Origin of the sequence: Microcoleus sp. w1-18aA5 (assembly GCF_036701705.1) — a bacterium.
Taxonomy (GTDB): Bacteria; Cyanobacteriota; Cyanobacteriia; order Cyanobacteriales; family Microcoleaceae; genus Microcoleus.
Genome location: NZ_JAUPTE010000033.1, coordinates 1 through 24239, shown reverse-complemented (window position 1 = coordinate 24239; position 24239 = coordinate 1). Strand labels below are relative to the sequence as shown.

Genomic DNA, 24239 nt, shown 5'->3' with positions numbered 1-24239 from the left:
TTTAAAAATTAATCATTATCCATTACTTATTTGATTATGAAAAAATACCTAAACCAGCGCCTCACAGAACCCATAAATTTAATGGCATTGTTGTTAATTTTTATATTTCCTTTTGCTCTGGTAGTTTATCAATTAATTGCTGAAATTAATATTAAAATTGAATTCGCTCAAGAAGAAAAACTCGGCTTGGCTTATAACTATCCGTTGAAAAATTTGCTTGTCGCTGTTATTGAACACCGCACGCAAGTTAATCAATATTTAAATGGGGACAAGTCTTTAGCAACAGCGATCGCCACGGCAACAGAAAAGATCGAGACGGCAATCCAAAACCTCAATGCCGTGGAAAAACAGCTATCGCCCCAATTTAAAACTAGCCCGCAATGGCTAGCGCTCAAAACTTCCATTAATGGCAACTGGCAGCGATTAAAAAAGCAAAAATTAAACTTATCTCCTACCCAAAGCTGGCAAGCACATACAACTGTTGTTAACGATATCCTGGATTTAATTGCACACATCGGAGATGTTTCTAATCTCATTCTCGATCCATCTTTAGACAGTTATTATTTAATGGATACCGTTGTCACGCAGCTACCATTAACGATAGAGAATACGGCTCAAGCTAAAGATATCGGTGCAAAGATAGCAACTCAACAAGCTAAACAAAAAATTGCAGACAGCGATCGAGCCAAACTTTTGATTATTCGGAGTTTAATTGCACCGCCTATCCAAGCAGTGCAAAGAGGCTTGCAAATTTCTGCTAATGCTAATCCGCAAATTCAGCGGCAGCTATCCACTAGCGTGCGCGAAAATTTCAAGGACATCAAAAGATTTATTGACTTACTCGACAAAGATATCATCAATGCCAATACCATCACCTTACAGCCATTCGTATATACAGCTACAGCCACAACTGCCCTAGAGTCCCAATTAAAACTTTACAATACAGCTTTTCCACTTTTAGATCGTTTATTGGAACAGCGACTGAATCAGTTAGTTGGTAGAAAATATCAAATCATCGGGTTTGCACTGCTAGTATTAGCGGTAGTGACTTACATTTTTATAGCTTTTGTCAGCAACCGCAAAAAGCGCCTGCAATTTGAAAAAGAATTACAAGCTGCTGAAGCCAAATATCGCAGCATTTTTAACAATTCAATTAATGGGATTTTCCAAGTTACCCCAGCAGGGGAATATCTTAGCGCTAATCCAGCCTTGGCTGAAATTTATGGTTACAATTCTTCTGACCAATTAATTGGAAAATTAACCAATATTAAACAACAACTTTATGTAGATTCCAACCACCGAGAAGAATTCATAAAAATTATAAGCGATCGCGGCAGTGTTTCCGACTTTGAATCTCAAGTTTATCGCCGCGACGGTAGTATTATTTGGATTTCAGAAAATGCTCGCGCTATGTGTGATGAAAATGGCAATATTCTCTACTACGAAGGTACAGTAGAAGACATTACCGAATACAAACGTGCCGAACAAGAAATTTATGCCGCCAAAGAAGCTGCAGAAAATGCCAACCGCGCCAAAAGCGAGTTTCTGGCTAACATGAGTCACGAACTGCGAACCCCACTCAACGGTATCTTAGGCTACGCCCAAATCCTCAAGCGTTCTGTAAAACTAGGAGAACACGAACAAAATAGCATTGAAATTATCTACCAGTGCGGTTCTCACCTGCTAACTTTAATTAACGATATTCTCGATTTGTCTAAAATAGAAGCTCAGAAAATGGAACTCTACCCTACAGAATTTCATTTTCCCGCTTTTCTGCAGGCCGTTGCCGAAATTTGTCGCATTCGCGCCGAACAAAAAAGTCTCAAATTTAGCTACCAACCCGATCCCGATTTACCCATTGCCATTCACGCCGACGAAAAACGCTTGCGACAAGCATTAATTAACCTTATTGGTAACGCCATCAAATTTACCAAAATAGGAGACATAAGTTTTAGTGTCAGTTTAATTGAAAAAAATATTAATTTTTCCCATCAAACTAGCTGTAAAATTCGCTTCAGTGTCAAAGATACAGGAGTAGGAATTAAACCCGAAGAAATCGCCAAAATATTTTTACCTTTTGAACAAGTTGGATCTCGCAAAAATCAAGCAGAAGGAACGGGATTAGGACTGGCAATCACTCAAAAAATTATTCAATTAATGGGTAGTACCATTCAAGTCACCAGTCAATTACAAATGGGCAGTATTTTTGGGTTTGATTTAGATTTATTAGAAGCCACAGAGTGGGTTAATACAAGTTCTCAAACTGACAAAGGTAAAATTATTGGATTTAAAGGAAATCCCCAAAAACTTCTCGTAATTGACGATCGTTGGGAAAATCGCTCGGTCATTGTTAATTTACTGACTCCTCTAGGATTTGAAGTAATAGAAGCGACTAACGGTAAACAAGGATTGAACATAGCAACTCAGGCTAAACCAGATTTAGTAATTACAGATTTAGTTATGCCAGAAATGGATGGATTTCAATTGATGGAATACTGGAAAACAAGCTTAGAATTAAAAGATATTAAAATAATTGTTTCTTCGGCAAGTGTTTTTGAAACAGACCAAAATCAAAGCTTACAAGCTGGAGCCGTTGATTTTTTAGCCAAGCCAGTTCAAGCTGAAGAACTTTTAGAAAAGTTAGAACTTCATTTACAACTAGAGTGGATTTATGAAGCTGCATCATTGATGCCTTCAGGAAAGAAATCCCATTACGATAAAATTGTTCCTCCTCCTCCAGAAGCATTAGATAAACTGTTTAATTTGGCTTTGCGAGGTAATTTGAAAGAGATTATAAAACAGACAAAAACTCTTGAAGAAACTGATCCAAAATATATGTCATTTGCGTCAAAATTGCGGCAGTTAGCTAAAGAGTTTCAAGAGAAAAAAATCTTGGAAATGCTCACTCAATACAAGGAAATAAATTTATGAACAATTTAAATTCTTACTCAAATACAATTTTGGTAGTGGATGATGTCCCTGCTAATTTAGGAATCTTAGCGGATTTCCTCACTGAAGCTAGTTTTGAGGTTTTGGTCGCTCAAGATGGAGAAAGTGCTATTCAAAAAATAAATTATGTGATTCCCGACCTAATTTTATTAGATATAATGATGCCCGGAATAGACGGATTTGAAACTTATACACGCTTGAAAGAAAACCCATTATGGAGTCAAATTCCTGTAATTTTTATTACGGCTCTTTCTGAAACAGATAATGTTGTCAGAGGTTTATCTTTAGGAGCCGTAGATTATATTATTAAACCTTTTCAAAAAGAAGAGGTTTTAGCGAGAATTAAAACACATTTAGATTTGCGGCATTTAACTAAAACTATTGAAGTTAAAAATCAGCATTTATTGCAAGAAATTGCGGAACACGCCAAGGCTCGTGCAGACTTAAAACAGCTAAATCAAGAACTGGAAATACGAGTCAAAGAACGAACAGCAGAACTGTCTCAAACGCTGGAAGACTTATACAGAAGTCAAGCTCAATTAGAGCATAATGCCTTTTATGACTCCTTAACAGGTTTGCCAAATAGAGACTGGTTGATTAAGCGATTGCAGGAGCTAATTGCAGCAAATTCAAGTTATTCAGTTTTGTTTATTGACTTAGATCGCTTTAAAATTATTAATGATAGCCTGGGGCATTTAGCAGGAGATGAGCTACTAAAGTGTGTAGCAAATCGGATGCAAGGATGTTTAAAATCTTCCCAAACTGCAACGCGCATGGGTGGGGATGAATTTGTGATTTTAGTAGAAATAGAAACAGGGATTACAGTTGCTCAAGAACTATTAGAACAGTTCAAGTTACCATTTAAGTTTAATGACTACGAAGCCAGCGTAGAAGCGAGTATTGGTATAACTTCTAGTGCAATGAATTATCAACAACCGATGGATATCCTTAGAGATGTGGATATTGCGATGTATCGAGCCAAAAAGCAGGGAAGTGGTAACTATCAGGTTTTCGATCCGCAGATGCAAGCGGATGCGATCGCACGCCTCGAGCTGGAGCAAGACTTGCGAAAAGCGATCTCTCAACAAGAATTTTGCTTGTACTATCAACCTATTGTTTCCCTCATTACTGAAGAAATTAAAGGTTTTGAAGCTTTAATCCGCTGGAATCAGCCCAAAGGCATGATTTCACCCGATCAATTTATCCCTGTTGCTGAAGAAACAGGATTAATTAATCCTTTAGGTTGGTGGATTTTACGGGAAGCTTGCAACCAGTTAAGACGTTGGCAAGAGGAATTGCCTGACCTGCCTTTGAAACTGAACGTTAACTTTTCTCCTATTCAATTCCAGCAAGTTAATTGCTTAGAACAAATTGCAGAAATTTTACAACAAACTGGGATAAATAAAAACACTTTAAATATAGAAATTACTGAAAGTTGTCTATTAAAAACAACAAATTTTAATTTTGAATTTTTAAAAGCTATGGGTGTTGGTATATGTATCGATGATTTTTGTACTGGCTACTCTTCATTAAGTTTACTCAAAGAGTTGCCAATTGATACTTTAAAAATTGATCGTTCCTTTTTGCAAAACTTGGCTCGAAATCCCAACGATACAAGTTTAATTCAAACAATTATATTATTAGGTAGGAATTTAAATATGGAAATTGTTGCTGAAGGATTGGAAACTCAAGAACAAATACAAATTCTTCGAGAACTAGGATGTATTTTTGGACAAGGTTACTTTTTTTCTCGCCCCTTAGATAGTCATAACGCCACGCGGTTTATAGGCTTATAATTGAAATAATCTTGTGTTATTTTCAATCATCAATTTGATTTTTGTTATCTGCTTTGTAATCGTTAATTAATAACCGTAATTGTTTTTCCTGAAAGCTTGCAGCCAATTCACCTACCCGTTCGGCAAAGGGAATATATTTTGCATCCAATTTTTTTAACTGTTCAACCTGTTGAGTCACTGCTTTTAAATTACCTCTCATAACCAAATCGTATAAAATGACCAGTTCTTCATCTGGTGGAGGGACTAACAAAGAAGCTGAATCCGATCGCACGAATTGATTGACATTTTGATTGAGGTGAGATGACTCTTGATATACCCAAGATATCCCTAAATGCTTTTGTAGCAATACAAATAACTCAGCCGCCTGTACGGGTTTGGGTAAAAAAGCATTTGCGCCCATATCTAAACTCTTATGCTGGTCAGCTTCAAACACGCTAGCAGAAGAAACGATAATGACTAAATCTTTAAACTTAGGTTGAGAGCGGAGACGGCTTACTAACTCGAAACCATCCATTCCTGGCATTACTAAATCAGTAATAATAGCATTAAAATGGCCACAATCGACTTGTTTTAAAGCTTCTTTGGCATTCGTAGCTTCTAGCACTTCAAAGCCAATAGGTGCTAACAAATTAACGAGCACAGATCGATTTTCCCACTGATCGTCAACTGCGAGAATTTTCAGTTTAGTTCCTTGATAGCCAGCGATCGCAGCTTGTAGCTGAATTGCCGATTCCCATTTACTAGCAGAAGGTAAATCTAAATCAAACCAAAATTGGCTGCCAGCATTTAACTGACTGTTAACTTGAATACTGCCACCCATCATTTCGATGATTTTTAAAGTAATTGCTAATCCCAAACCCGTTCCTTCTGACATCTTATCGGTATTGCCTACCTGTTCAAAAGGTTGAAAAATTTTCTGCATTTTCTCTTCGCCAATCCCCACTCCAGTATCTTCAATTTGAAAGCGGATAGAGTTGATGGCATTTAATTCATTAGCGTTAGTTTCTAAGGGTACTGATTTTACAAGTTGAACTTTGAAGGTAACGCCCCCTCGATCGGTAAATTTTACAGCATTACCTAAGAGATTAATTAAAATCTGCCTTAAGCGTTTTTCATCCCCTTGCACGTTGGTGGGTAAGGAAGAGTCAAATTGACAAATAAAACTGATGGCTTTTTGTTCCGATCTGAGGCGAAAGATTTGGCTGACATCTTCTAAAAATGCCCAAAAATGAAATTGCGTCGGGTAAAGTTCTATTCTCCTAGCTTCGATTTTAGAAAAGTCGAGGATGTCGTTAATTAAAGTGAGCAAATGAGAGCCACATTGATAAATAATTTTTAGACTATTTACCTCTTGATTGTCTAAGTTTTTTGAACGCATGAGGATTTGAGCATAGCCTAAAATCCCGTTGAGGGGTGTGCGAAGTTCGTGGCTCATGTTTGCCAAAAATTCGCTTTTGGCTTTGTTCGCAGCGTCGGCAGCTTCCTTGGCTATTTGCAATTCTATTTCTGCTTGTTTGCGATCGGTAAGATCGGTGTGAGAGCCGACTAAACGTAGGGGTTTGCCTTCGGCATCCCGCTCGACAACTCGACCTCGCGATAGTATCCACCTGTAGCTACCGTTTTTGTGCCGCATCCGAAATTCCCAACTATAAGGTTCGTTACTTCCTCTTTTTAAATACTGTCCTAAAGAGTCTAATATCGGGTGTAAATCATCGGAGTGAATCAGTTCTTCCCAAGAACTAAACTCGTTAGAAATTTCGCTGTCTTGATAGCCTAGCATGGCTTTCCATTGGGGTGAAAAATAGATGGCGTTTGTTTGGACTTGCCAGTCCCAGATGCCTTCATTAACGCTTTCTAGGGTTAATTGATACCTTTCTTCGCTTTGCCGGAGCGTCTCTTGTATCTGTTGGCGATCGCCCATTTCTTGCTCTAATGCTTGAGTTCTTTCTGCGACTTTTTGTTCTAAGGAGTGCGAATAATCTTCTAATTGTGCGTAGGACTGCTTGAGTTGCTGGCTCATTAAATTGAAAGAAGTCGCTAAAGCGCTGATTTCTTTAACGGAGGAGGCCGTTACTTTTTGCTCGAAGTCACCGCCAGCGATCGCGCTTGTGGCTTTACCCAAACGCCGAATCGGTCGGGCTATCCATTCAGAAGTCACAATTCCCAAAACAGTTGCCCAAAATAGTGCCAAAAGACATAATAAAATCGTGGTATGTCTACTCCTGTTAATTTGTTCCATAAAATCATTTTCTGGAACCGCAATTACAATTAACCAATCAATACCTTTACCATCTTGAAAAGGAACAACTTGTACGAATTGTTTTTGTCCGTTCACTAAAAAGTCTAACTGCTGAGAAGTTTTAATTTCATTGAGATTGTTAAATCGCTCTGTTAAATATTTTGCAGTAGCTTTGGTTAAAATATCTTTGCTGTCAGTGGCTGGAAATCTTTGCCTATTTCGGTATGGTTTTTCTGATGTGGAAGTTGCCACTAGCATTCCGCTTCGCTCGATAATAAAAGTTTGTCCTGTTTTTCCAACTTTTAGAGTTTGCAAAAAATTCCCAATTAGGGATAAACGTACAGTTGTAAATAAGACGCCAAGAACTTTTCCGTTTTTGTCAAAAACTGGTTGACTTCTCGCCATTAGAGGTGTATGAATAACGTCGCCAAAATAAATTGGACTCCAGGTAGGTTTGCCAGCTTTTAAGCTCTGTTTGTAAACTTTCATTTTTCGCGGATCGAAATTATTCAAAACTTTGAGTAATTTCTGTCTTTCCCCTTGACTGCCTACCGAATAAATATATACCTGATTTGTATTTGTTGGCAATTGTGCATGAATTTCTAGCTTTCCTTCATCCTTAGTCTGAATAGCTACACCTTGACCTTTTTCATTTACTATTAATATGCCATTTACGCTATTAAATCGATTCTTTTGTTGCCAAATATGACGCTCCCACACTCTCATATCTTCCATGCTCAATAGGCCCAACCTAACAGCATCAGCATTAATTTGATTAACTAAATCGGGAGCAGCAAGATAGGTATGTAAATTCTGCTCAATTCTCGTGGCAATTTCACGGCGCAACTGTGCCGCTACATCATTCACAGCTTTCTGTCCGTTTTGTAACGAAAAATATCCGGTTAACCCTACGGCTGTAAAGATTTGTAAAATAAAAGGAACAATTAAGACATGGCGTAGCGGCATTTTTCGGAATTTAGAAACATTTGTACACATAACTTTTTAGTAGGAATAATGTATTTGTCTATACTATAGAGCCATAGAATATTCACTAGACGTAGGACTCTTCTGTAGATAAAGGGATAGGAAAGCAATAAGACTATAGTGCGTTACAAAAACTTTACGTTAAAATAAAAAAGATTACATTGGTTAGCATCCTCGTTGAACTATAATATGATGATACACCAATGGGAGAAGGTTAATTTTTTCCCGACCCCTAGATAGTCAGAACGTCATGCAGCTTATAATTGAAAAATCATGCTGCCGATTGGCTCTGCAAACTGGCAGATTAGATAGTCAGGACGCCACGCGGCCTATAATTAAACACCAAGGAGAAGGCTAAACCTTTATGAATAATTTATCTTTCTCAAAAAACACCCTCTTAATTGTAGATGATAATCCTACAAACTTAGGTGTTATATTTAACGTTTTAGATGAAGCAGGATTAGAAGTTTTAGTAGCTCAAGATGGAGAAAGTGCGCTGCAAAAAATAGAATATGTCACTCCAGATTTAATTTTATTAGATATAATGATGCCGGGAATTGACGGATTTGAAACGTGTTCTCGACTGAAAAGTAACCCGTCAACTTCAGGAATCCCGATCATTTTTATGACGGCTCTTGGCAACACCGATCAAAAAGTCAAAGGTTTGAGTCTTGGGGCTGTAGATTATATCACTAAACCCTTTCAAAAAGAAGAAGTATTAGCTCGAATTCAAGTTCATTTAGAGTTGCGAAATTTGACCAAAGATCTGGCAAGCAAAAATCAATTGCTCCAAGAAAAAATTGAAGAAAAAACTACTTTAGAAAAAACTTTACAACAATTGAATCAAGAATTAGAAAAACGAGTTGAAGACCGAACCTCTGAACTAAAACAAGCTCTACAGACTATACAACAAGCTCAACTCCAATTAATCCAAAGCGAAAAAATGTCTACCCTCGGTCAATTAGTGGCTGGAGTGGCTCATGAAATTAATAATCCAGTAGGCTTTATCAAGGGAAACCTGACTCATGCTGAAACTTATATTCAAGATTTATTAGAAATTGTTCATCTTTATCAGCAACAGTTTCCCTCTCCAGGTGCAGCGATTGCAACTCGTGCCGAAGAAGTGGATTTAGAGTATCTCATACAAGACTTACCCGAGCTTATTTCATCCATGAAAGTGGGCGTAGAACGGATTCGTCAAATTAGTGTATCTTTAAGAACTTTTTCCCGCGCTGATAGTACATCAAAAGTAGAAGCTAACCTGCATGAAGGGATTGACAGTGCATTACTAATTCTACAACATCGATTAAAAGCAAATGATACACGTCCGAAAATAGAAGTCGTTAAACGATATGGAAATTTACCTCTAGTACCGTGCTACCCCGGACAGATAAATCAGGTATTTATTAACATTATTGCTAATGCCATTGATGCTTTAGAAGATTCTCTTCAGAAGCAAAGCTTGGCAGAAATTAAAGTAAATCCAAGACAAATTACGATTTGCACTGAAGTTGACCCCCACCGAAATCTCGCCATTATTCACATTAAAGATAACGGTTTGGGAATGCCGGAAGAGGTATGCACTAAAATATTTGATTATCTATTTACAACCAAGCCAGCAGAAAAAGGTACGGGACTGGGTTTATCGATTAGCCATCAGATTGTTGTAGAAAAACATTGTGGTCAACTGAGTTGCTTTTCAGAACAGGGTGTTGGGACAGAGTTCATTATTGAAATTCCTTTAGCCTAAAGGGAAAGCCTAGGAATTAACGAATTTATTGGAGACTAAACTGACAGAGCAGGGAACGTCTCTACTCGGTCATTCGATTTTAGATTTTAGATTTTAGATTGTGGATTGACCCCACGGATAAATTCGGGGGCTTGAGGATTTTAGATTTTAGATTTTGGATTGACTCCACGGATAAATCACGTGGCGGGTACCATCAAGAAATTCTTGGTCAATGAGACCATTCATTTAGACGCGCTATCTAGCGGTTCAAAGCAGGATTTATCAACGCCCTTGGAGAAATGATGATTTTCATCCCCGCAGTTCCCCCAGCCAATCAATAAAAATTAAGAGAAGCCGCTAGGACTTACACATTGACAAAATGTTTATATTTTGTATAACTGCCCCTAGAGGCGATCGCTATTTCCAGAGGAGACATAATTGAGTAAAAATGACTCAAGTTGTGATTGGGCTCAGAAACGTTAGACATCTCCCCAAAAGCTGAATCACCTACTGGGACACAATTGTGCAGAATATGCACAGCCAGTTGACTTCACCTCGATTTGACGACAGCATCAAGATGAGAAGCAACTCTACTTCTCTACACTAATGCAACATTTATCAGGGTTGATAAAATGTAGTATTGTCCCTTTTTTTAAGGCTATTGTAGCAAGATTTTTCGCAAATGGTATTACTCTTTTACAAATCCCGATGAGTAAACTCCTTCGCATCCTTCCCTACATAACTAGCGGCAACATGGCCATCTCCAACAACTCGATACTTATAGGTAATTAACCCTTCTAAACCCACAGGCCCGCGAGGTGGCATTTGCTGCGTACTAATCCCCACTTCTGCACCGAAGCCGTAGCGGAAACCGTCGGCAAATCGAGTCGAACAATTGTGATAAACTCCGGCCGCATCTACTCCATTTAAAAATGTTTCGGCGGTTTCGCTGTCTTCGGTAACAATGACATCGGTGTGTCTGGAACCGTATGTATTTATATGGTTAATTGCCTCTTCCACAGAATCTACTATTTTGATTGACAAAATCAAATCGCTGTATTCTGTAGACCAATCTGTTTCTGCTGCTTCGGCAATATTTTTAAGGATAACGCGAGTTTTTTCGTCTCCCCGCAGTTCGACTTTTTTCTGCTGCAAAGCTTCGGCAACAGTGGGCAGGAATTTGGGGGCGATCGCCCTGTGAACTAACAAAGTTTCAATGGCATTGCAGGCGGCTGGATACTGGGTTTTTGCATCGACAGAAATGTCTACTGCTTTCTGAATATCCGCCGCTGTGTCTGCGTACAAATGACAAATTCCGTCGGCGTGTCCTAACACGGGAATCCGCGTGTTTTCCTGCACGAACCGCACGAAGGAATTAGAACCTCTGGGAATAATTAAATCTACATATTCATCCATTTTCAGCAGTTCGATTGTTTCTTCCCGCGTGGTGAGCAACTGCACGACTTCTGGATTAACCGCAGTTTCTGCTAATGCTTGATGTATCACTTTTGTCAATATTTCGCAGGAACGGACTGCTTCTTTGCCGCCTTTGAGAATGACGCCGTTTCCTGATTTGATTGCCAAGGATACTATCTGAATTAACGCCTCTGGGCGCGCTTCAAAAATAATGCCTAAAACGCCCAAAGGACAGGTGATGCGCTTCAGAATTAATCCTGTATCCAATTCACGGTGAATTTGCACGACACCGATCGGATCTGGGAGTTTCGCAACATCTCGCACGCCCGCGATCGCACTTTTCAACTTGCTCTCATCCAACTTGAGGCGATCGTACAGCGGTTTCGCAATTCCATCCGCCTGGGCAGCCTTGCAGTCAGCAGCATTCGCCGCCACAATATCCGGCGCAGCAGCTTCTAACGCTTTGGCAATAGCCTCAATAGCTTGATTTTTGGCATCAGCGGACAAAACTGCCAATTTTCTAGCAGAGACGCGCGTTTTTTGGGCAATTTCAATAATAGACATGGCAGTAACTTTTAAATAGTTTTGATTGTTGGGTTTTGAATTTTGAGTTTGGAATTGAATCCGCACAAATAAATTTCGGGGCGGTTTTCAGTCTTAACAATTTTAGAGGAAATTCTATATTTTTGTTGAGACCCCTCACAGCAATCCGCATTAACAGGTTAAAACAGAGAAGTATAGATAAAATCCCACGGTCATTTCCATTTGTCAATAACCTTTGGAGATTATTATGTCATCTCATGCCCCTTTACGCAAGGCAGGGCGAGCCGCCAAAGCAGGCGTTAAACTGATACAGAAAACAGGCGGAAATCTCGTTTTAGCTTCCGGCGTCACCCTCAGCCTGCTGTTTGGTATGGTGTTAGCGCTATCTTTAGCCTCAGTTTTGATTCTCAGCAGTCCCGATCCAGTTACCGGATTGGCGATCGCACTTCCGATTACCCTGATTTTTAACATCGCTGCTTTTTTCCTATCGCCTTACTTGATGGACTTAAGCCAAAATTGGCTATACCATACTCGCTGGGTTTCCCTAGCAGAAATTGAAAGCCTAAGTCCCGAAACAGCGAAAGTTATTCAGAAGGTTTGCAAGCAGAAAAAACTCTCTTCTCCGCGTTTAGGAATTATCGACGACCAAAACCCTACTGCTTTTACTTATGGTTCCTTTCCAAACAGCGCTCGCTTAGTCGTCAGTCAAGGTCTTTTTACCTATTTAGACGACGAAGAAATTGCCACTGTTTACGCCCACGAACTCGGTCACATCGTCCACTGGGACTTTGCAGTAATGACTTTAGCTTCGACTTTGGTGCAGATTACTTATTTAATTTACACTACAACTCAAAGAATGGGTCGAAGTGGTGGTGAAAAAGCTAAAGATGCGGCCGGTACTGTAGCTGCTGTTGCTTATTTATTTTACATCGCCGGCACTTATTTATTGCTGTATTTGTCGCGGACGCGAGAATATTTTGCCGACCATTTTGCCGCCGAAACAACCGGAAATCCCAATGCTTTGTCTCGCGCTTTGGTAAAAATTGCTTACGGTATTTTGGAAGAAGGACAAAGGGCAAAAGAACCCAGCATTTTGTTAGAAGGAACTCGCGCTTTAGGCATTTACGATGCCAAAGCTGCCACATCTACTGGCACTGCTTACAGGATTTCTTCGGAACCAGCAAAGATTGGGCGAGTGTTTTTGTGGGATATGTTTAATCCGTGGGGTTGGTGGATGGAGTTAAACTCTACTCACCCGCTTACTGGTAAACGAGTTCGCGCTTTGAGCACTTATGCCGAACAATTAGGCTTGGATGTTGAGTTTGACATGGGCCGAATTGTCGGCGAAGGCAACGATTTGAGCAAGCGGAGATTGTACGGCAATTTTGTGTTCGATTTGCTGCTGTACAGTGCAGAAACTATGGGCTTAGCGGTGGGTTTTGCGATCGGCATTTCCCTGTATGCTGTAAACCCGATGATGATGGTTGCTTGTCCTTTAATCGGTTTGGGTACGGGAATTTTGCTCAAGACTCTGGTGATGTTCCCGAATTACCAACAAGCAGAACATTTGGATGTTTTAACCTTAATGTCTGACCCTTACGCAAGCCCTTTACGGGGTAAGCCGGCGCAACTACAAGGCGAATTAATTGGTCGCGGCGATGCGGGTTATGCCTTCGGTTCAGATTTGAAATTGCAAGACAGAACGGGAATGATTTATCTGCGCTATGCTTCTCGTTTTGGGCCAATTGGTAATTTTATGTTTGGCATGAAACGAGTTGAAAGTTTGATTGGGAGGGATGTTAGGACTTTGGGTTGGTTCCGCCGGGGTGTTGCACCTTGGATGGATTTGATTCAGCTTGAAAGCGATAGCGGTACGACGGTTAAGAGTTATCACCGCTTTTGGTCTTTTGTGATGGGTATCGGTGCGATCGTTCTTGGTATTGCGGCGCTATTTGTTTCATTTCCAGCTTAACAGTTGACAGGTAAAACCTTTTAAGTTAAATATAATTAAGCTCGCATTTTAGAGCTTATTTTTTTTGTTCCATACGGTACTATTAAATTTAATATCGCTCTCAATCATCTTTTTTGCTGGCCAAAAGAGTGAGTTTACGAACCGCTTTACATTTGTTAGCTAAGGATCGCGATAGCGCTCTGGGAGAAAAGAAAGAAAGAAGAAAGGAAGAAGTAAAGAAGGAGATAGGTGATCTTATGGCTGGAAGGAAATAATTCATTTATGAGCAAACATGACAATCAAAATTGCTACAATTAGTTTGTTGTTGATGGTGTTAACTTTAACAGTCAGCAGTCCTAGCGAAAAAGTTAGCGGAAACTTAACAAAAATGACCGCCCCGACGAAAAACCAGGAAAAAAAAAATACCATGCAACGTATTCTCTATGACAGTGCAAAATTAGAAAAACTAGCTGGCGATTTCCAATTTATAGAAGGCCCGATTTGGCATCCAGACGGCTTTTTGCTGTTCAGCGATATTCCCGCCAATATTATCTATAAATTCGCCTCAAATCAGCAAGTTGAGGTATTTCGCCGCCCTTCGGGAAAAGCCAACGGGAATACTTTAGACAAAGAAAACCGCCTACTTACTGGCGAACACGAAAATCGCCGCGTATCCCGCACAGAAAAAGACGGCCAAGTTATCACCTTGGCGGATAGATACGAGGGCAAGCGGCTCAACAGCCCGAACGATTTGGTGGTTAAATCTGATGGCAGCATTTATTTTACCGATCCATCCTACGGTGTTAGTAAAGATCAGGAAGAATTGGGCTTTTACGGTGTTTACAGGCTGGCACCAGACGGAAAATTAACTCTGCTGGTTAAGGATTTGGTGCTACCCAATGGCATCGCCTTTTCACCAGATGAGCAAAAACTTTATGTCAACAATTCGGAAGCGGGATACATTGCTGTTTTCGATGTCAAACCGGACGGAACTGTTACCAACCAGCAGCTTTTTGCGGAGTTAAAAGATGCTAGTCAAGGCGGAGTTCCCGACGGTTTGAAAGTTGATGTAGAGGGGAATGTTTACAGCACCGGGCCGGGGGGAGTGTGGATTTTTTCGCCGGATGGCAAGCTTTTGGGGAAGATTTCTGTGCCTGAGACGGCGACTAATTTGGCTTGGGGAGAAAGCGATCGCAAAACGCTTTATATTACGGGAAGTACAAGTCTGTATCGGATTCGGCTTAAAATTGCGGGCGTGCAGCCTGGAAAATAATCTAAAATCGGACGGAGTTGAAAGTAAAGCGGTTTTTATTAGGGGTAATTGACCGGGCATGATATAATCTTAGGTTTGAGAATCAGTCCTTCCCGATTCTTTAATCTCAAATCTCCAATCTCACATGGTATTAATAGCTCAGTTGCACAAACTTCTAACTGCTACAGTCGATCGCAAATCCCGATCGCACACAATATTTTGGTTAACTCTGAGCCTGACATTTGCCGCCCTCTATGCTATTTTAGGCTTGAAGCAAGCCTTTAGCGGTGAGTATATCGTGCAAGACGATGCGAGGCAGCACGTTTTCTGGATGATGCGATTTGTCGATCCTGAATTATTCCCCAACGATTTCATTGTTAATTACTTTCAATCTGTCGCCCCCGCAGGATACAGCACCCTCTACAAATTAGCCGCAACAGTTGGTATTCACCCGCTATTTCTTCACAAAATATTGCCGCTATTTCTCGGCTTAATCTCGACTTATTACTGTTTTGGGCTTTGCCTAGAAATGCTGCCAGTGCCGATGACTGGGTTTATTGCATCTTTGCTGTTAAATCAGCATATGTGGATGACTGATGATTTGGCTTCCACAACGCCAAGAGCTTTTATATATCCGATATTTCTGGCTTTTTTATATTATTTGTCGCGCAGTTCGTTGCTGCCTTGTTTGGGGGCGATCGCGCTAATCGGACTATTCTATCCTCCTTACGCCTTGGTTGCTGCCGGAATTTTAGTTTTGCGCCTGCTATGCTGGAAAAACGGCGGTTTGTGCTTGTCGGGCGATCGAACTAATTACCTATTTTGCACTACAGGTTTGGGATTAATATTTTTAGTAATGCTGCCCTATGCTTTAGATAACTCTGAATTTGGCCCAACTTATACCGCAGCAGAAGCGAAGCAAATGGCAGAATTTGCACCAGGTGGCAGAAATGCTTTTTTTCGCCCAAATCCCAAAGATTATTGGTTGACAGGGCGGGGTAGCGGGATGTTTCCCAAGTCGCTGTTTACGCCTGTAACTCACTGTGTCTCGCTGTTATTTCCGCTGCTGCTATTTTTGCGATCGGCTTTTCCCTTAGCAAATCAGATTCAAAGCAAGATCTGGCTTTTGCTTCAGCTATTTCTAGCATCCTCGGCGATGTTTTTGGCGGCTCACGCTACCATTTTCAAGCTATATCAACCCGGTCGCTATACAGCCTATAGCTTGCGATTTATTGTTTTTTTAATAACTGCGATCGCCCTAACTTTAATTATTGATGGAGTCGGTCATTGGGCATCAAAAACCGCAACAACCTTTGATGTGAAAAACTTAGTTGCACTAATTACGACAGCGATTATCGCTGTCGCCGTTGTCCTTTATCCCTGCTTGGTCGAAAAATTTCCCACAGTCGGGTATGTAGAAGGTAAAATGCCGGCTTTGTACAAATTTTTTGAGCAACAACCTAAAGATATCCTGATTGCTTCGATCGCAACCGACACGGATCATTTGCCAACATTCAGTCAGCGTTCGGTTCTGGTGGCAAAAGAATATGCAGTGCCGTATCAGAAAGGCTACTACAGCAAATATCGGCAGCGACTTAACGATTTAATTCGCGCTCAATACACTCCCGATAAAGTAGTATTGCAAAGTTTTATTAATCAATATGGAGTTGATTTTTGGATGCTCGATCGCAATGCTTTCACTCTTGAGTATATAAAGGATAATGGCTGGCTAAATCAATTTGATTCTACACCGGAGGCGACGTTTTCTCTTGAACAAGGGAAAATTCCCGCCTTAGCTTCAGCAATCACAACCTGTGCTGTTTTTCAGAATGGAATTGTCGTGGTTTTGGATGCGTCTTGTATTGTGAAATAAACTGGAGTTAGGACGGCTCACACCCCGAAACAAATGCCATACCATCCCCGGACTGAGAACGAGAAAAAAATCGACTTTATTGACTAAAACTCTTGGTTTTTAGGTTGAACCGGAGGCAAGAAACCCGGTTTCTGACCCAAGAATTAATAGTTTAGCGATTTGTAGGGGCAATTCCCTTGCGGTTGCCACTCCTGATGGGTAATGTTGCAGATATCGTGCAATTAAATAATCTCCGCAATCACAGGTGAATATAGATCCGGGGTCAAGTTCACAGACAATGAAAATTGCACAAAAGCTCGATCGCCAATTATCTCTTTAACAAAAACATGGCAACACTTTACGTCAACCCGCAAATAGGCAGTGATTCCGCAGCCGGCACCCAATCGGCTCCATTCAAAACTATAGCCCGTGCAATCATCGCCCGCGCTGCATCGGGAAGTGTAATTCAGCTAGCGCCGGGAATTTACAGCGCTGCTAGTGGCGAAAAATTTCCCTTGGAAATTCCATCGGGAGTAAAACTTATTGGCAATGAAGCTAACAAAGGTAGAGGCATTCTGATTCAAGGCAGTGGCAAATTTGTCAGTCCCACCGCTGCAAACCAAAATATCACGATACTGCTAGCCACTAATTCGGAATTGCGCGGAGTAACTGTCACCAATCTCGATAGTCGTGGCACGGGAGTCTGGATTGAGTCAACTTCTCCGACCGTAGCTAACTGCACTTTCACTCAATGCAAGCGCGAAGGCATTTTTGCCACGGGAATCGCTAATCCTGCGATTCTCGACAACGTATTTGTGGCAAACTCTGCGGCTGGGGTGATGATGGCGGGAACTGCTAAGGGAGTAATACGGCGCAATATTTTTCAAAAGATGGATTTTGGCATTTCTCTGGAAGCTAAGTCGGCTCCTTTGATTGCTGATAACCAAATTTTGGAAAATCGCTCCGGTATAGTTTTAGCGGGGGAATCTCAGCCGATTTTACGCAATAATCGCATCGAAAAAAATACGGAAGACGGTTTGACTGCGGTGGGGAAGTCGCTGCCAGATATGGGTAATGCTCAAGATTTAGGCGGCAATATCTTTCAGAATAACGGCGAATTTGACTTGCAAAATGCAACTGGGGTTAAGATTTCTGCGGTGGGAAATCAGCTCAATTCTTCGCGGGTGAAAGGTTTATTTGATTTGGGCAATGTGACGCCAACTCCGACTCCTGGCAAGCTACAGTTTAGCGACATCAGCACGCATTGGGCTAAGGATTTTATCGATCGCTTGGCAAAGATGAATATTGTTAGCGGGTTTCCCAATGGCACTTTTCAACCTTACGAGATTGTAACTAGAGCTCAGTATGCGGCTATGTTGGCGAAGGCGTTTGAATTGGTGCCGCGCCGTGATGCGACGGTTTTTAAGGATGTGGCGGCGGATTTTTGGGCCAAGGGAGCGATCGACCAAGCTAATCGAGCTGGCTTTTTGGCTGGATATCCAGACAGCACGTTTCGCCCGGAGCAAAATTTGACTAGAGTTCAGGCGATCGTATCTTTGGTAAACGGCTTGCAGTTGGGCGGCGGCAACCCCAATTCTTTGAGCGTTTATGTCGATCGAGCTCAGATTCCCAGTTTTGCCACCGACGAGATAGCAACCGCCACAGAGCGTAAAATCGTGGTCAACTATCCCGCGCGCGAAAAGCTTTCCCCCGCCCACGACATCACCCGTGGCGAGATATCCGCCCTCATCTACCAAACTCTGGTAGCCACAAAGCGGGCCGAGCCAATTAACTCTCCCTACATCGTCTAAGGGAATTGGGAGACAAGGGAGAGGATAACTTCGGGTACAAAGAACTCACATCTTGCACCATTCTCGCTGAACAGGCTTTCCGGCCTGTTCCACAAAGAGTAGATTAACCTGAGTTCGGGTTAAGCAGAAGAGAGAAAAAAGGCATCGATATTGAGAGAAGGCTTTTTAGGATGAAGGCAATAGGCAATCAATCCACAGACCAAGTTGACTAAGAAATTGACCGGACTGCGACGGGTGAGAATGCTCAATCTGAGAGAAGTTTTTTAGTTGGTCGATAATCCTCTCAATGATGGAGCGTTTGCGCGTTAGTAGCTTATCCATCAGTGGCATCAGCTTATTTTTCATATTGCACTTTGGCTGTGTAATCAGTTGAATCCCAATCTGGGTTCAAAAACTTGGCAGAAATCATCGACAGCGCAAAATAGTTCTTCTAAGCTAATCATGGGACGAGCCTGTAAAGCTTTGGTGTGATGACTTTTAGCTTACTTGCTTGTCTCTTTCTTATCCCGAACTCACGTTACATATAAATCGCACGGCTCAGACGAACCCCGAAATCGGCATCCGGATTTGTCGTGGCGTCACCAAGCCGCTCTTGCATCACTGCAACTGCCAAGTCCCGCCGCTTTGGCGATCGTGATGCGTCGGCAGATGCCAGGGCTGCCGCCATCTGTTCGCGCGTGAGATCGGTGCAATAGCAGGGCGTGCCTGGTTGCTGACGCCACGAATCGGCGAGCGTGCCAGCGTCAAAAGCATCAAGCCCAGTGTCTTCGACGAGCGCCATCGCCACGGAGCGATCCTTCTCGCGGTCAGCAGCCACAGGGAGGGCGATACGGTCAGGACTTCCAGCAGGCTTGCCCTTAGTGGCGAAGGAGCCAGACCCGATCGCGTTCCACGCCTTGGCGATCGGCCGGCCTAGCTGTTGGGCAACCCAAAGGCTCTCAACCTGCCCGGCCTCGATAGCATCGATCTTGTCGTCGCGGTGGGGATAGTAATTGGACGTGTCGATGACGACTGTCTCGGCTGGTAGGTTGGCGATTAGCGGCGCGATTGTGGGAATGCGGTTAAGAGGGATCGAGAGGATCACCACGTCAACGTCCTCAACCGCTTGGGCCGTCGATACCGCGCGTGCGCCGAAAGCCAGCACATCTGCCTCGATGGTCTCTGGGCCACGAGAGTTGGCCACCTTCACGTCGTGTCCGGCCTCAGCCAGTTTGCGTGCCAAAGTCTTCCCGATATGGCCAGTGCCCAATATCCCGATGTTCATTTTCTTCGTGTTATCCATGATAAATCATCCTTTTACTGTGTTGTTTGACGGGGGTATTGCCAGCCCGTTCAAGGTGTCGCGAAGTTCGGCAAGGTCTTCATCGGAGAGACGGCAGGCTGTCTCGATCTTTTCAGGGATCGAGCACGCTGCCTCGCGAAGTGCCTCGCCCGCTTCTGTCAGATCGATAAGAACGCGGCGTTCGTCCAGCAGGTCACGGGTGCGCGTCACCAGCCCCGCGCTCTCAAGGCGCTTTAAGAGGGGCGTCAAGGTTCCGTTATCCATACCGAGTTCTTGCCCTACTTCCCCAACAGTGCGCGGGGTGCTCTCGTAGAGAGCCAGCATGACCAGAAACTGAGGATAGGTCAGGCCCAAAGGCTCAAGAAAGGGCCGATGAAGCCGAATGACGCGGTTCGACGCACTATAGAGGGCAAACGAAAGCTGCCTCCCCACCTGCCGCCGTTCGTTGATGTTCGAGTTGTTATCCATTTAAAAATCCAGTCAACAACTATTATATAGCGCACTACATAATAGTTCAATACCTATAATTCACTTTTTTTCTGGGTTTTCTACGGTGACCCCCTATAAGCGCGTGTTTCATAGGGCGTGAAATTGGCGTTTCGCCGGCTTTAGCTTGGTGAGCCGAGCCGCTTGAGCATGAGGCGGATCGTGGACACGTATACGAAGGCTTCTCCGCTAGGTGGCAGCGCCTCATAATCTTTGCTCAGACGCCGGTTGCGACCCAGCCAGGCGAAAGTGCGCTCTAGTGCCTTCATCCTAAGAAGCCTTCTCTCAATATCGATGCCTTTTTTCTCCCTTCTGCTTAACCCGAACTCTGGTTAGAATATCTTGTGGGGTGGGCCGGAGAGCCCGCCCTGAAAGGATTATTGAGAATGGTGCAATATCTCAGAAGAACCAACCCATATCCCCTCACTCTCACTCACTCTCACTCACTCTCACCCACTCCCACTCTGCCAAGTCTTGATTTGCGAGTACCCGAATCGTTTTATGATTAAACATTAAGAAATTAAGTAAGCAATCCTTAAGGTTCGACTGTCAAATTATGGCTAAAATTCAATTTTCTCGGGGTATAGACGAAGATGCTGTGCCCGAAGTGCGCCTAACCCGTTCTAAAACGGGAGCTCAAGGCACGGCCACGTTTATCTTTGAAAATCCCAAAGCTCTCAGCAGCACCAGTACCGAAGACATTACTGGAATGTACATGATCGACGAAGAAGGCGAACTCCTCACTCGCGAGGTTAAGGCTAAGTTTATCAACGGTCAGCCTGCTGGTTTGGAAGCTCTTTATCTAATGAGAAGTCCCGAAGAATGGGATCGATTTATGCGTTTTATGGAACGCTACTCGGAATCAAACGGCTTAGGATTTAGCAAGGCATAATTGATGGGGAATAGGGCATGGGGTATGGGGCATGGGGTATGGGGCATTAGTTATTGGTTGTTAGTTATTTGATAATGAATAACTAACAACGAAGAAATAACAACTAACTAATGACTTCTTCGCTTTTCCCTCTTCCCTCTTCCCTCTTCCTGCTTGCTTCTTCCTTCTTCCTTCAACATCTGTTATATGACGCAAATTCCTCACCCCGACTTATCTAAAATAACCGTAAACTGCGCTATCATTACTGTTAGCGACACCCGCTCGGCGGAAACAGACAATAGCGGCTTGTTAACTAAGAAGCTGCTAAAAGATGCGGGTCACTCTGTGGTAGCTTACACTGTTGTTAAAGATGATGCAGCCAAAATTGTATTGCAAATGCAGGCTTTTTCCCAGCGTGAAGATGTAGATGCAATCATTTTTAACGGCGGCACGGGCATCGCTCCCCGAGATACGACCTATGATGTGATGGAGAGTTTGCTCGACAGGATTTTACCCGGATTTGGGGAGATATTTCGGTTTTTGAGCTATCAAGAAATTGGTTCGAGGGCGATCGCCTCTCGCGCTGTTGCAGGCGTGTATCAAGGCAAGTTAGTCTTTTCTCTTCCTGGCTCTAGCAATGGCGTGAAACTAGCTGTGGAAAAGCTAATTTTACCAGAATTAGTTCACTTGGTGACGCAGTTGCGCGGAGGGTGATATCAATTCCGGTAACACTCCTTATGATGGGGAGTGGGGAGTGATCCGTGGGGGAATGTGGAATTGCGCGACCTTGACTTGATCATTCCCATCCAACCGGAAACGATATGAGGTCGCTTTCTTCAATCTCTTCAATCTCTTCAATCTCTTCAATCTAAAATCTAAAATCTAAAATCTAAAATCGACTGACTGCATTCACCGCAAGAAACGGGTGGCTTTGAGCCTAGTATATGGCTAAAGTGAGGAAACATCAAAATTCCCCTGACTTAGACTAGATGATTTCGATGCAGAATGCCAGTGTCTATGCTAGCGAAGATTATCACCGGATTGCTCGGGCGATCGCCTTTATGCGACAACACCACCTAAACCAGCCGAATCTGGCAACTGTGGCCCAACACATAGGACTGAGTGAATATCATTTTCAGCGGCTATTTACTCAATGGGCCGGCATTAGCCCCAAGCGGTTTTTGCAATATCTGACAGTTGAATATGCCAAGTCAAAAATCACTCAGACTAAAAGCCTTCTCGACTTAACATTGGACGTGAGGCTATCAAGTCCCGGACGATTACACGATTTATTTGTGAACTTAGAAGCAATGTCACCAGGGGAGTTCAAAGCAGGCGGAGCAGGTTTACAAATTCGCTATGGTATTCATGATACCCCCTTTGGCACATCTCTAATCGCGACAACTGCCCGTGGTATTTGTAATCTTTATTTCTTGGAGACAACAGACGAACAAACCGCCGAACAAAGACTGCAATTGACCTGGAAAAAAGCTGAAATCATTCGTGATGAGCCAGCCACTCAATCATTGCGTGACCTGATTTTCACTTCAGAAACTCTCAGCGAGCAAAAATCACTAACGCTTTTGGTAAAAGGCACTAACTTTCAGATTCAAGTTTGGCGAGCACTTTTGCAATTGCCATTTGGGGCGATCGCAACGTATCAGACTATAGCTCAAATGGTAGCACGCCCAACTGCTGCTAGAGCTGTAGGAAATGCGATCGGTAAAAATGCGATCGGCTATCTAATTCCGTGTCACCGAGTCATTCGAGAATCTGGAGAACTCGGTGGCTATGGCTGGGGAGTAGAACGTAAAACAGTCATGTTAGGTTGGGAAGCTAGTCATACAATTTGCGATTGATTATCCTTTTGGTTTGTTTGTGTGGCAATTATGAACCGCCCGGTAGGGAAAGCCTAAATAGCCTTCTTGACCCGATTATGCAGCCCTACTTGAGACTCCGATTGTAGAAACCAGCAACTTTGTCAACGTACATCTTTGGGTTCGTATTGTAGCTTTCTGGATGTTTCTTGGCATTGGTTTCCCAATATTCGGCCCCAGGATATGCTTCTCTGAGTTGACGGGAGTTTTCTATAGGAGTATAAGGATCGATCGCACTGTGAATAATCAAAACTGGTCTAGGGGAAATACGACCTATCTCCTGCACTGGCTTAGAAGAAGTTAGATCATATCCAGTCAACAAATGTCCAAACATCATGGTAGAAAGAAGAAATATCCCAGGTAATCCTGAAGCTGACTGCCAATGCTTCTGAATAATTGGATAAACCTCTGCGTAACCACTGTCAGTGACCACTGCTCCGAGGTCAGAGTCATCTGCTGCTGCTCCAAGTACAGCAGCAGAACCCATTGAAAAACCTAAAACCCCAATCTTTTTTGGCTTAAAGCCCCTGATTTTAAGCCAATCCACTGCTGCAATAACATCTCGCCTTTCTGTAATTCCAAAGGTGAAACGAGAATCAGCACTTTGCCCATGTCCTCGCAGATCGATCATAAGTATCGAAAAGCCTTTTTGATTCATAGCTGAACCAAACTCGGCAAACTTTCCAGCAAGCTCACAAGTCCGACTGGAATTCAATCCATGCACTAAAATTAATACCTTATCTGTCGCTTTTTCTGGAATAAACCAACCAGCAATCTCCACGCCATCAGGTGCACGAAATCTTACATTTTCAGGAGGAACAGCAAAAACAGATGCTTTAAGAGGGTCAAAGCATCTGTTTGGCTTTGAAAGAGTATGTCCTGCATAAGCGGAGATGCCGAAATAGCCAACCACTAGAAATGCTGAGATACCAGAAGCTAACTTGATACAAAGATGCTTTTTGGCTTTCATCTATTTTGTTACCTAGTTCTTGAAGATTATTTTCAGCGAATGTTCGATATAATTTCCTGGCTGCATCGGTACCGCGTTAGGAGGTTGAGTGAAATATTCCCCCGACATTCTTACCTTGTTGCATTAAATTGTTGAAAAGGTCTACAGCCAATTTCAGGGCTATTTCATTCTAAACAACTCCTTAATTAGTTTAAGGCCAAATCCCGCCAGACGTTGGGCTTGAGCCATATT

The 24239-nt window shown here is 42.6% G+C and carries 15 protein-coding genes and 1 pseudogene; 10 read left to right on the top strand and 6 right to left on the bottom strand.

The window, feature by feature from the left end:
- The first annotated feature begins 36 nt into the window (after positions 1 to 36).
- Positions 37 to 2931, top strand: coding sequence for an ATP-binding protein (locus Q5691_RS14025; RefSeq protein ID WP_333345282.1), 2895 nt, complete (start codon positions 37 to 39; stop codon positions 2929 to 2931).
- On the top strand, positions 2928 to 4745 hold the full coding sequence (locus Q5691_RS14020) for an EAL domain-containing protein (RefSeq protein ID WP_333308731.1): 1818 nt from the start codon (positions 2928 to 2930) through the stop codon (positions 4743 to 4745). Before Q5691_RS14025 ends, Q5691_RS14020 begins: the two co-directional genes overlap by 4 nt.
- Before the next feature lie 22 nt (positions 4746 to 4767).
- Here the strand turns inward: Q5691_RS14020 and Q5691_RS14015 are convergent, their stop codons facing one another.
- Positions 4768 to 7950: a PAS domain-containing protein gene (locus Q5691_RS14015; RefSeq protein ID WP_333345280.1), complete on the bottom strand. Its 3183-nt coding sequence runs from the start codon at positions 7948 to 7950 to the stop codon at positions 4768 to 4770.
- Positions 7951 to 8332: 382 nt separating this feature from the next.
- On the opposite strand from Q5691_RS14015, the gene Q5691_RS14010 reads away from it, so the two are divergent.
- The gene (locus Q5691_RS14010) at positions 8333 to 9718 is read left to right on the top strand and encodes a response regulator (protein WP_333161535.1); all 1386 of its coding nucleotides are present in this window, start codon (positions 8333 to 8335) and stop codon (positions 9716 to 9718) included.
- A gap of 675 nt (positions 9719 to 10393) precedes the next feature.
- Here Q5691_RS14010 and Q5691_RS14005 read toward each other — a convergent pair.
- On the bottom strand, positions 10394 to 11677 hold the full coding sequence (locus tag Q5691_RS14005; RefSeq protein WP_333345278.1) for a glutamate-5-semialdehyde dehydrogenase: 1284 nt from the start codon (positions 11675 to 11677) through the stop codon (positions 10394 to 10396).
- 226 nt (positions 11678 to 11903) lie between these two features.
- On the opposite strand from Q5691_RS14005, the gene Q5691_RS14000 reads away from it, so the two are divergent.
- The 4 genes from Q5691_RS14000 (at position 11904) to Q5691_RS13985 (ending at position 18522) form a co-directional block, all read left to right on the top strand.
- Entirely contained in the window at positions 11904 to 13628 is a 1725-nt protein-coding gene (locus Q5691_RS14000) for a zinc metalloprotease HtpX (protein WP_333345276.1), read from the top strand.
- 271 nt (positions 13629 to 13899) lie between these two features.
- The gene (locus Q5691_RS13995; RefSeq protein ID WP_333308725.1) at positions 13900 to 14880 is read left to right on the top strand and encodes an SMP-30/gluconolactonase/LRE family protein; all 981 of its coding nucleotides are present in this window, start codon (positions 13900 to 13902) and stop codon (positions 14878 to 14880) included.
- A 124-nt stretch (positions 14881 to 15004) separates the two neighbouring features.
- Positions 15005 to 16732, top strand: a complete 1728-nt coding sequence (locus Q5691_RS13990; RefSeq protein WP_333308723.1) for a hypothetical protein — start codon at positions 15005 to 15007, stop codon at positions 16730 to 16732.
- Positions 16733 to 17058: 326 nt separating this feature from the next.
- Positions 17059 to 18522 carry a DUF1565 domain-containing protein gene (locus Q5691_RS13985; protein ID WP_333308721.1) on the top strand — a complete coding sequence of 488 codons (1464 nt, stop codon included), beginning with the start codon at positions 17059 to 17061 and terminating at the stop codon, positions 18520 to 18522.
- A 119-nt stretch (positions 18523 to 18641) separates the two neighbouring features.
- Here Q5691_RS13985 and Q5691_RS13980 read toward each other — a convergent pair.
- The 3 genes and pseudogenes from Q5691_RS13980 to Q5691_RS13970 all read right to left on the bottom strand — a co-directional run.
- Positions 18642 to 18900: pseudogene (locus Q5691_RS13980) on the bottom strand (transposase); the annotation flags it as partial.
- A gap of 139 nt (positions 18901 to 19039) precedes the next feature.
- Positions 19040 to 19804, bottom strand: a complete 765-nt coding sequence (locus Q5691_RS13975; protein WP_333308719.1) for an NAD(P)-binding domain-containing protein — start codon at positions 19802 to 19804, stop codon at positions 19040 to 19042.
- 6 nt (positions 19805 to 19810) lie between these two features.
- Entirely contained in the window at positions 19811 to 20272 is a 462-nt protein-coding gene (locus Q5691_RS13970; RefSeq protein ID WP_333345273.1) for a MarR family transcriptional regulator, read from the bottom strand.
- Positions 20273 to 20846: 574 nt separating this feature from the next.
- On the opposite strand from Q5691_RS13970, the gene psb28 reads away from it, so the two are divergent.
- From psb28 to Q5691_RS13950, 3 genes are all read left to right on the top strand, one after another.
- Positions 20847 to 21182 carry a photosystem II reaction center protein Psb28 gene (psb28, locus tag Q5691_RS13960; protein WP_333057059.1) on the top strand — a complete coding sequence of 112 codons (336 nt, stop codon included), beginning with the start codon at positions 20847 to 20849 and terminating at the stop codon, positions 21180 to 21182.
- A gap of 186 nt (positions 21183 to 21368) precedes the next feature.
- Positions 21369 to 21875: a MogA/MoaB family molybdenum cofactor biosynthesis protein gene (locus Q5691_RS13955; RefSeq protein WP_006632696.1), complete on the top strand. Its 507-nt coding sequence runs from the start codon at positions 21369 to 21371 to the stop codon at positions 21873 to 21875.
- A gap of 284 nt (positions 21876 to 22159) precedes the next feature.
- Positions 22160 to 23020, top strand: a complete 861-nt coding sequence (locus Q5691_RS13950; protein ID WP_333308714.1) for a methylated-DNA--[protein]-cysteine S-methyltransferase — start codon at positions 22160 to 22162, stop codon at positions 23018 to 23020.
- A gap of 85 nt (positions 23021 to 23105) precedes the next feature.
- Here the strand turns inward: Q5691_RS13950 and Q5691_RS13945 are convergent, their stop codons facing one another.
- The gene (locus Q5691_RS13945) at positions 23106 to 24008 is read right to left on the bottom strand and encodes an alpha/beta fold hydrolase (protein ID WP_333209755.1); all 903 of its coding nucleotides are present in this window, start codon (positions 24006 to 24008) and stop codon (positions 23106 to 23108) included.
- Positions 24009 to 24239 lie beyond the last annotated feature (231 nt).

Coding starts and splice junctions, on each gene's coding strand:
- Q5691_RS13945 (WP_333209755.1), bottom strand. CDS start 24,008: ATGAAAGCCAAAAAGCATCTTTGTATCAAGTTAGCTTCTGGTATCTCA.
- Q5691_RS14015 (WP_333345280.1), bottom strand. CDS start 7,950: ATGCCGCTACGCCATGTCTTAATTGTTCCTTTTATTTTACAAATCTTT.
- Q5691_RS13970 (WP_333345273.1), bottom strand. CDS start 20,272: ATGGATAACAACTCGAACATCAACGAACGGCGGCAGGTGGGGAGGCAG.
- Q5691_RS14020 (WP_333308731.1), top strand. CDS start 2,928: ATGAACAATTTAAATTCTTACTCAAATACAATTTTGGTAGTGGATGAT.
- Q5691_RS13955 (WP_006632696.1), top strand. CDS start 21,369: ATGACGCAAATTCCTCACCCCGACTTATCTAAAATAACCGTAAACTGC.
- Q5691_RS13995 (WP_333308725.1), top strand. CDS start 13,900: ATGACAATCAAAATTGCTACAATTAGTTTGTTGTTGATGGTGTTAACT.
- Q5691_RS13990 (WP_333308723.1), top strand. CDS start 15,005: ATGGTATTAATAGCTCAGTTGCACAAACTTCTAACTGCTACAGTCGAT.
- Q5691_RS13975 (WP_333308719.1), bottom strand. CDS start 19,804: ATGGATAACACGAAGAAAATGAACATCGGGATATTGGGCACTGGCCAT.
- Q5691_RS14010 (WP_333161535.1), top strand. CDS start 8,333: ATGAATAATTTATCTTTCTCAAAAAACACCCTCTTAATTGTAGATGAT.
- psb28 (WP_333057059.1), top strand. CDS start 20,847: ATGGCTAAAATTCAATTTTCTCGGGGTATAGACGAAGATGCTGTGCCC.
- Q5691_RS13985 (WP_333308721.1), top strand. CDS start 17,059: ATGGCAACACTTTACGTCAACCCGCAAATAGGCAGTGATTCCGCAGCC.
- Q5691_RS14000 (WP_333345276.1), top strand. CDS start 11,904: ATGTCATCTCATGCCCCTTTACGCAAGGCAGGGCGAGCCGCCAAAGCA.
- Q5691_RS14005 (WP_333345278.1), bottom strand. CDS start 11,677: ATGTCTATTATTGAAATTGCCCAAAAAACGCGCGTCTCTGCTAGAAAA.
- Q5691_RS14025 (WP_333345282.1), top strand. CDS start 37: ATGAAAAAATACCTAAACCAGCGCCTCACAGAACCCATAAATTTAATG.
- Q5691_RS13950 (WP_333308714.1), top strand. CDS start 22,160: ATGCAGAATGCCAGTGTCTATGCTAGCGAAGATTATCACCGGATTGCT.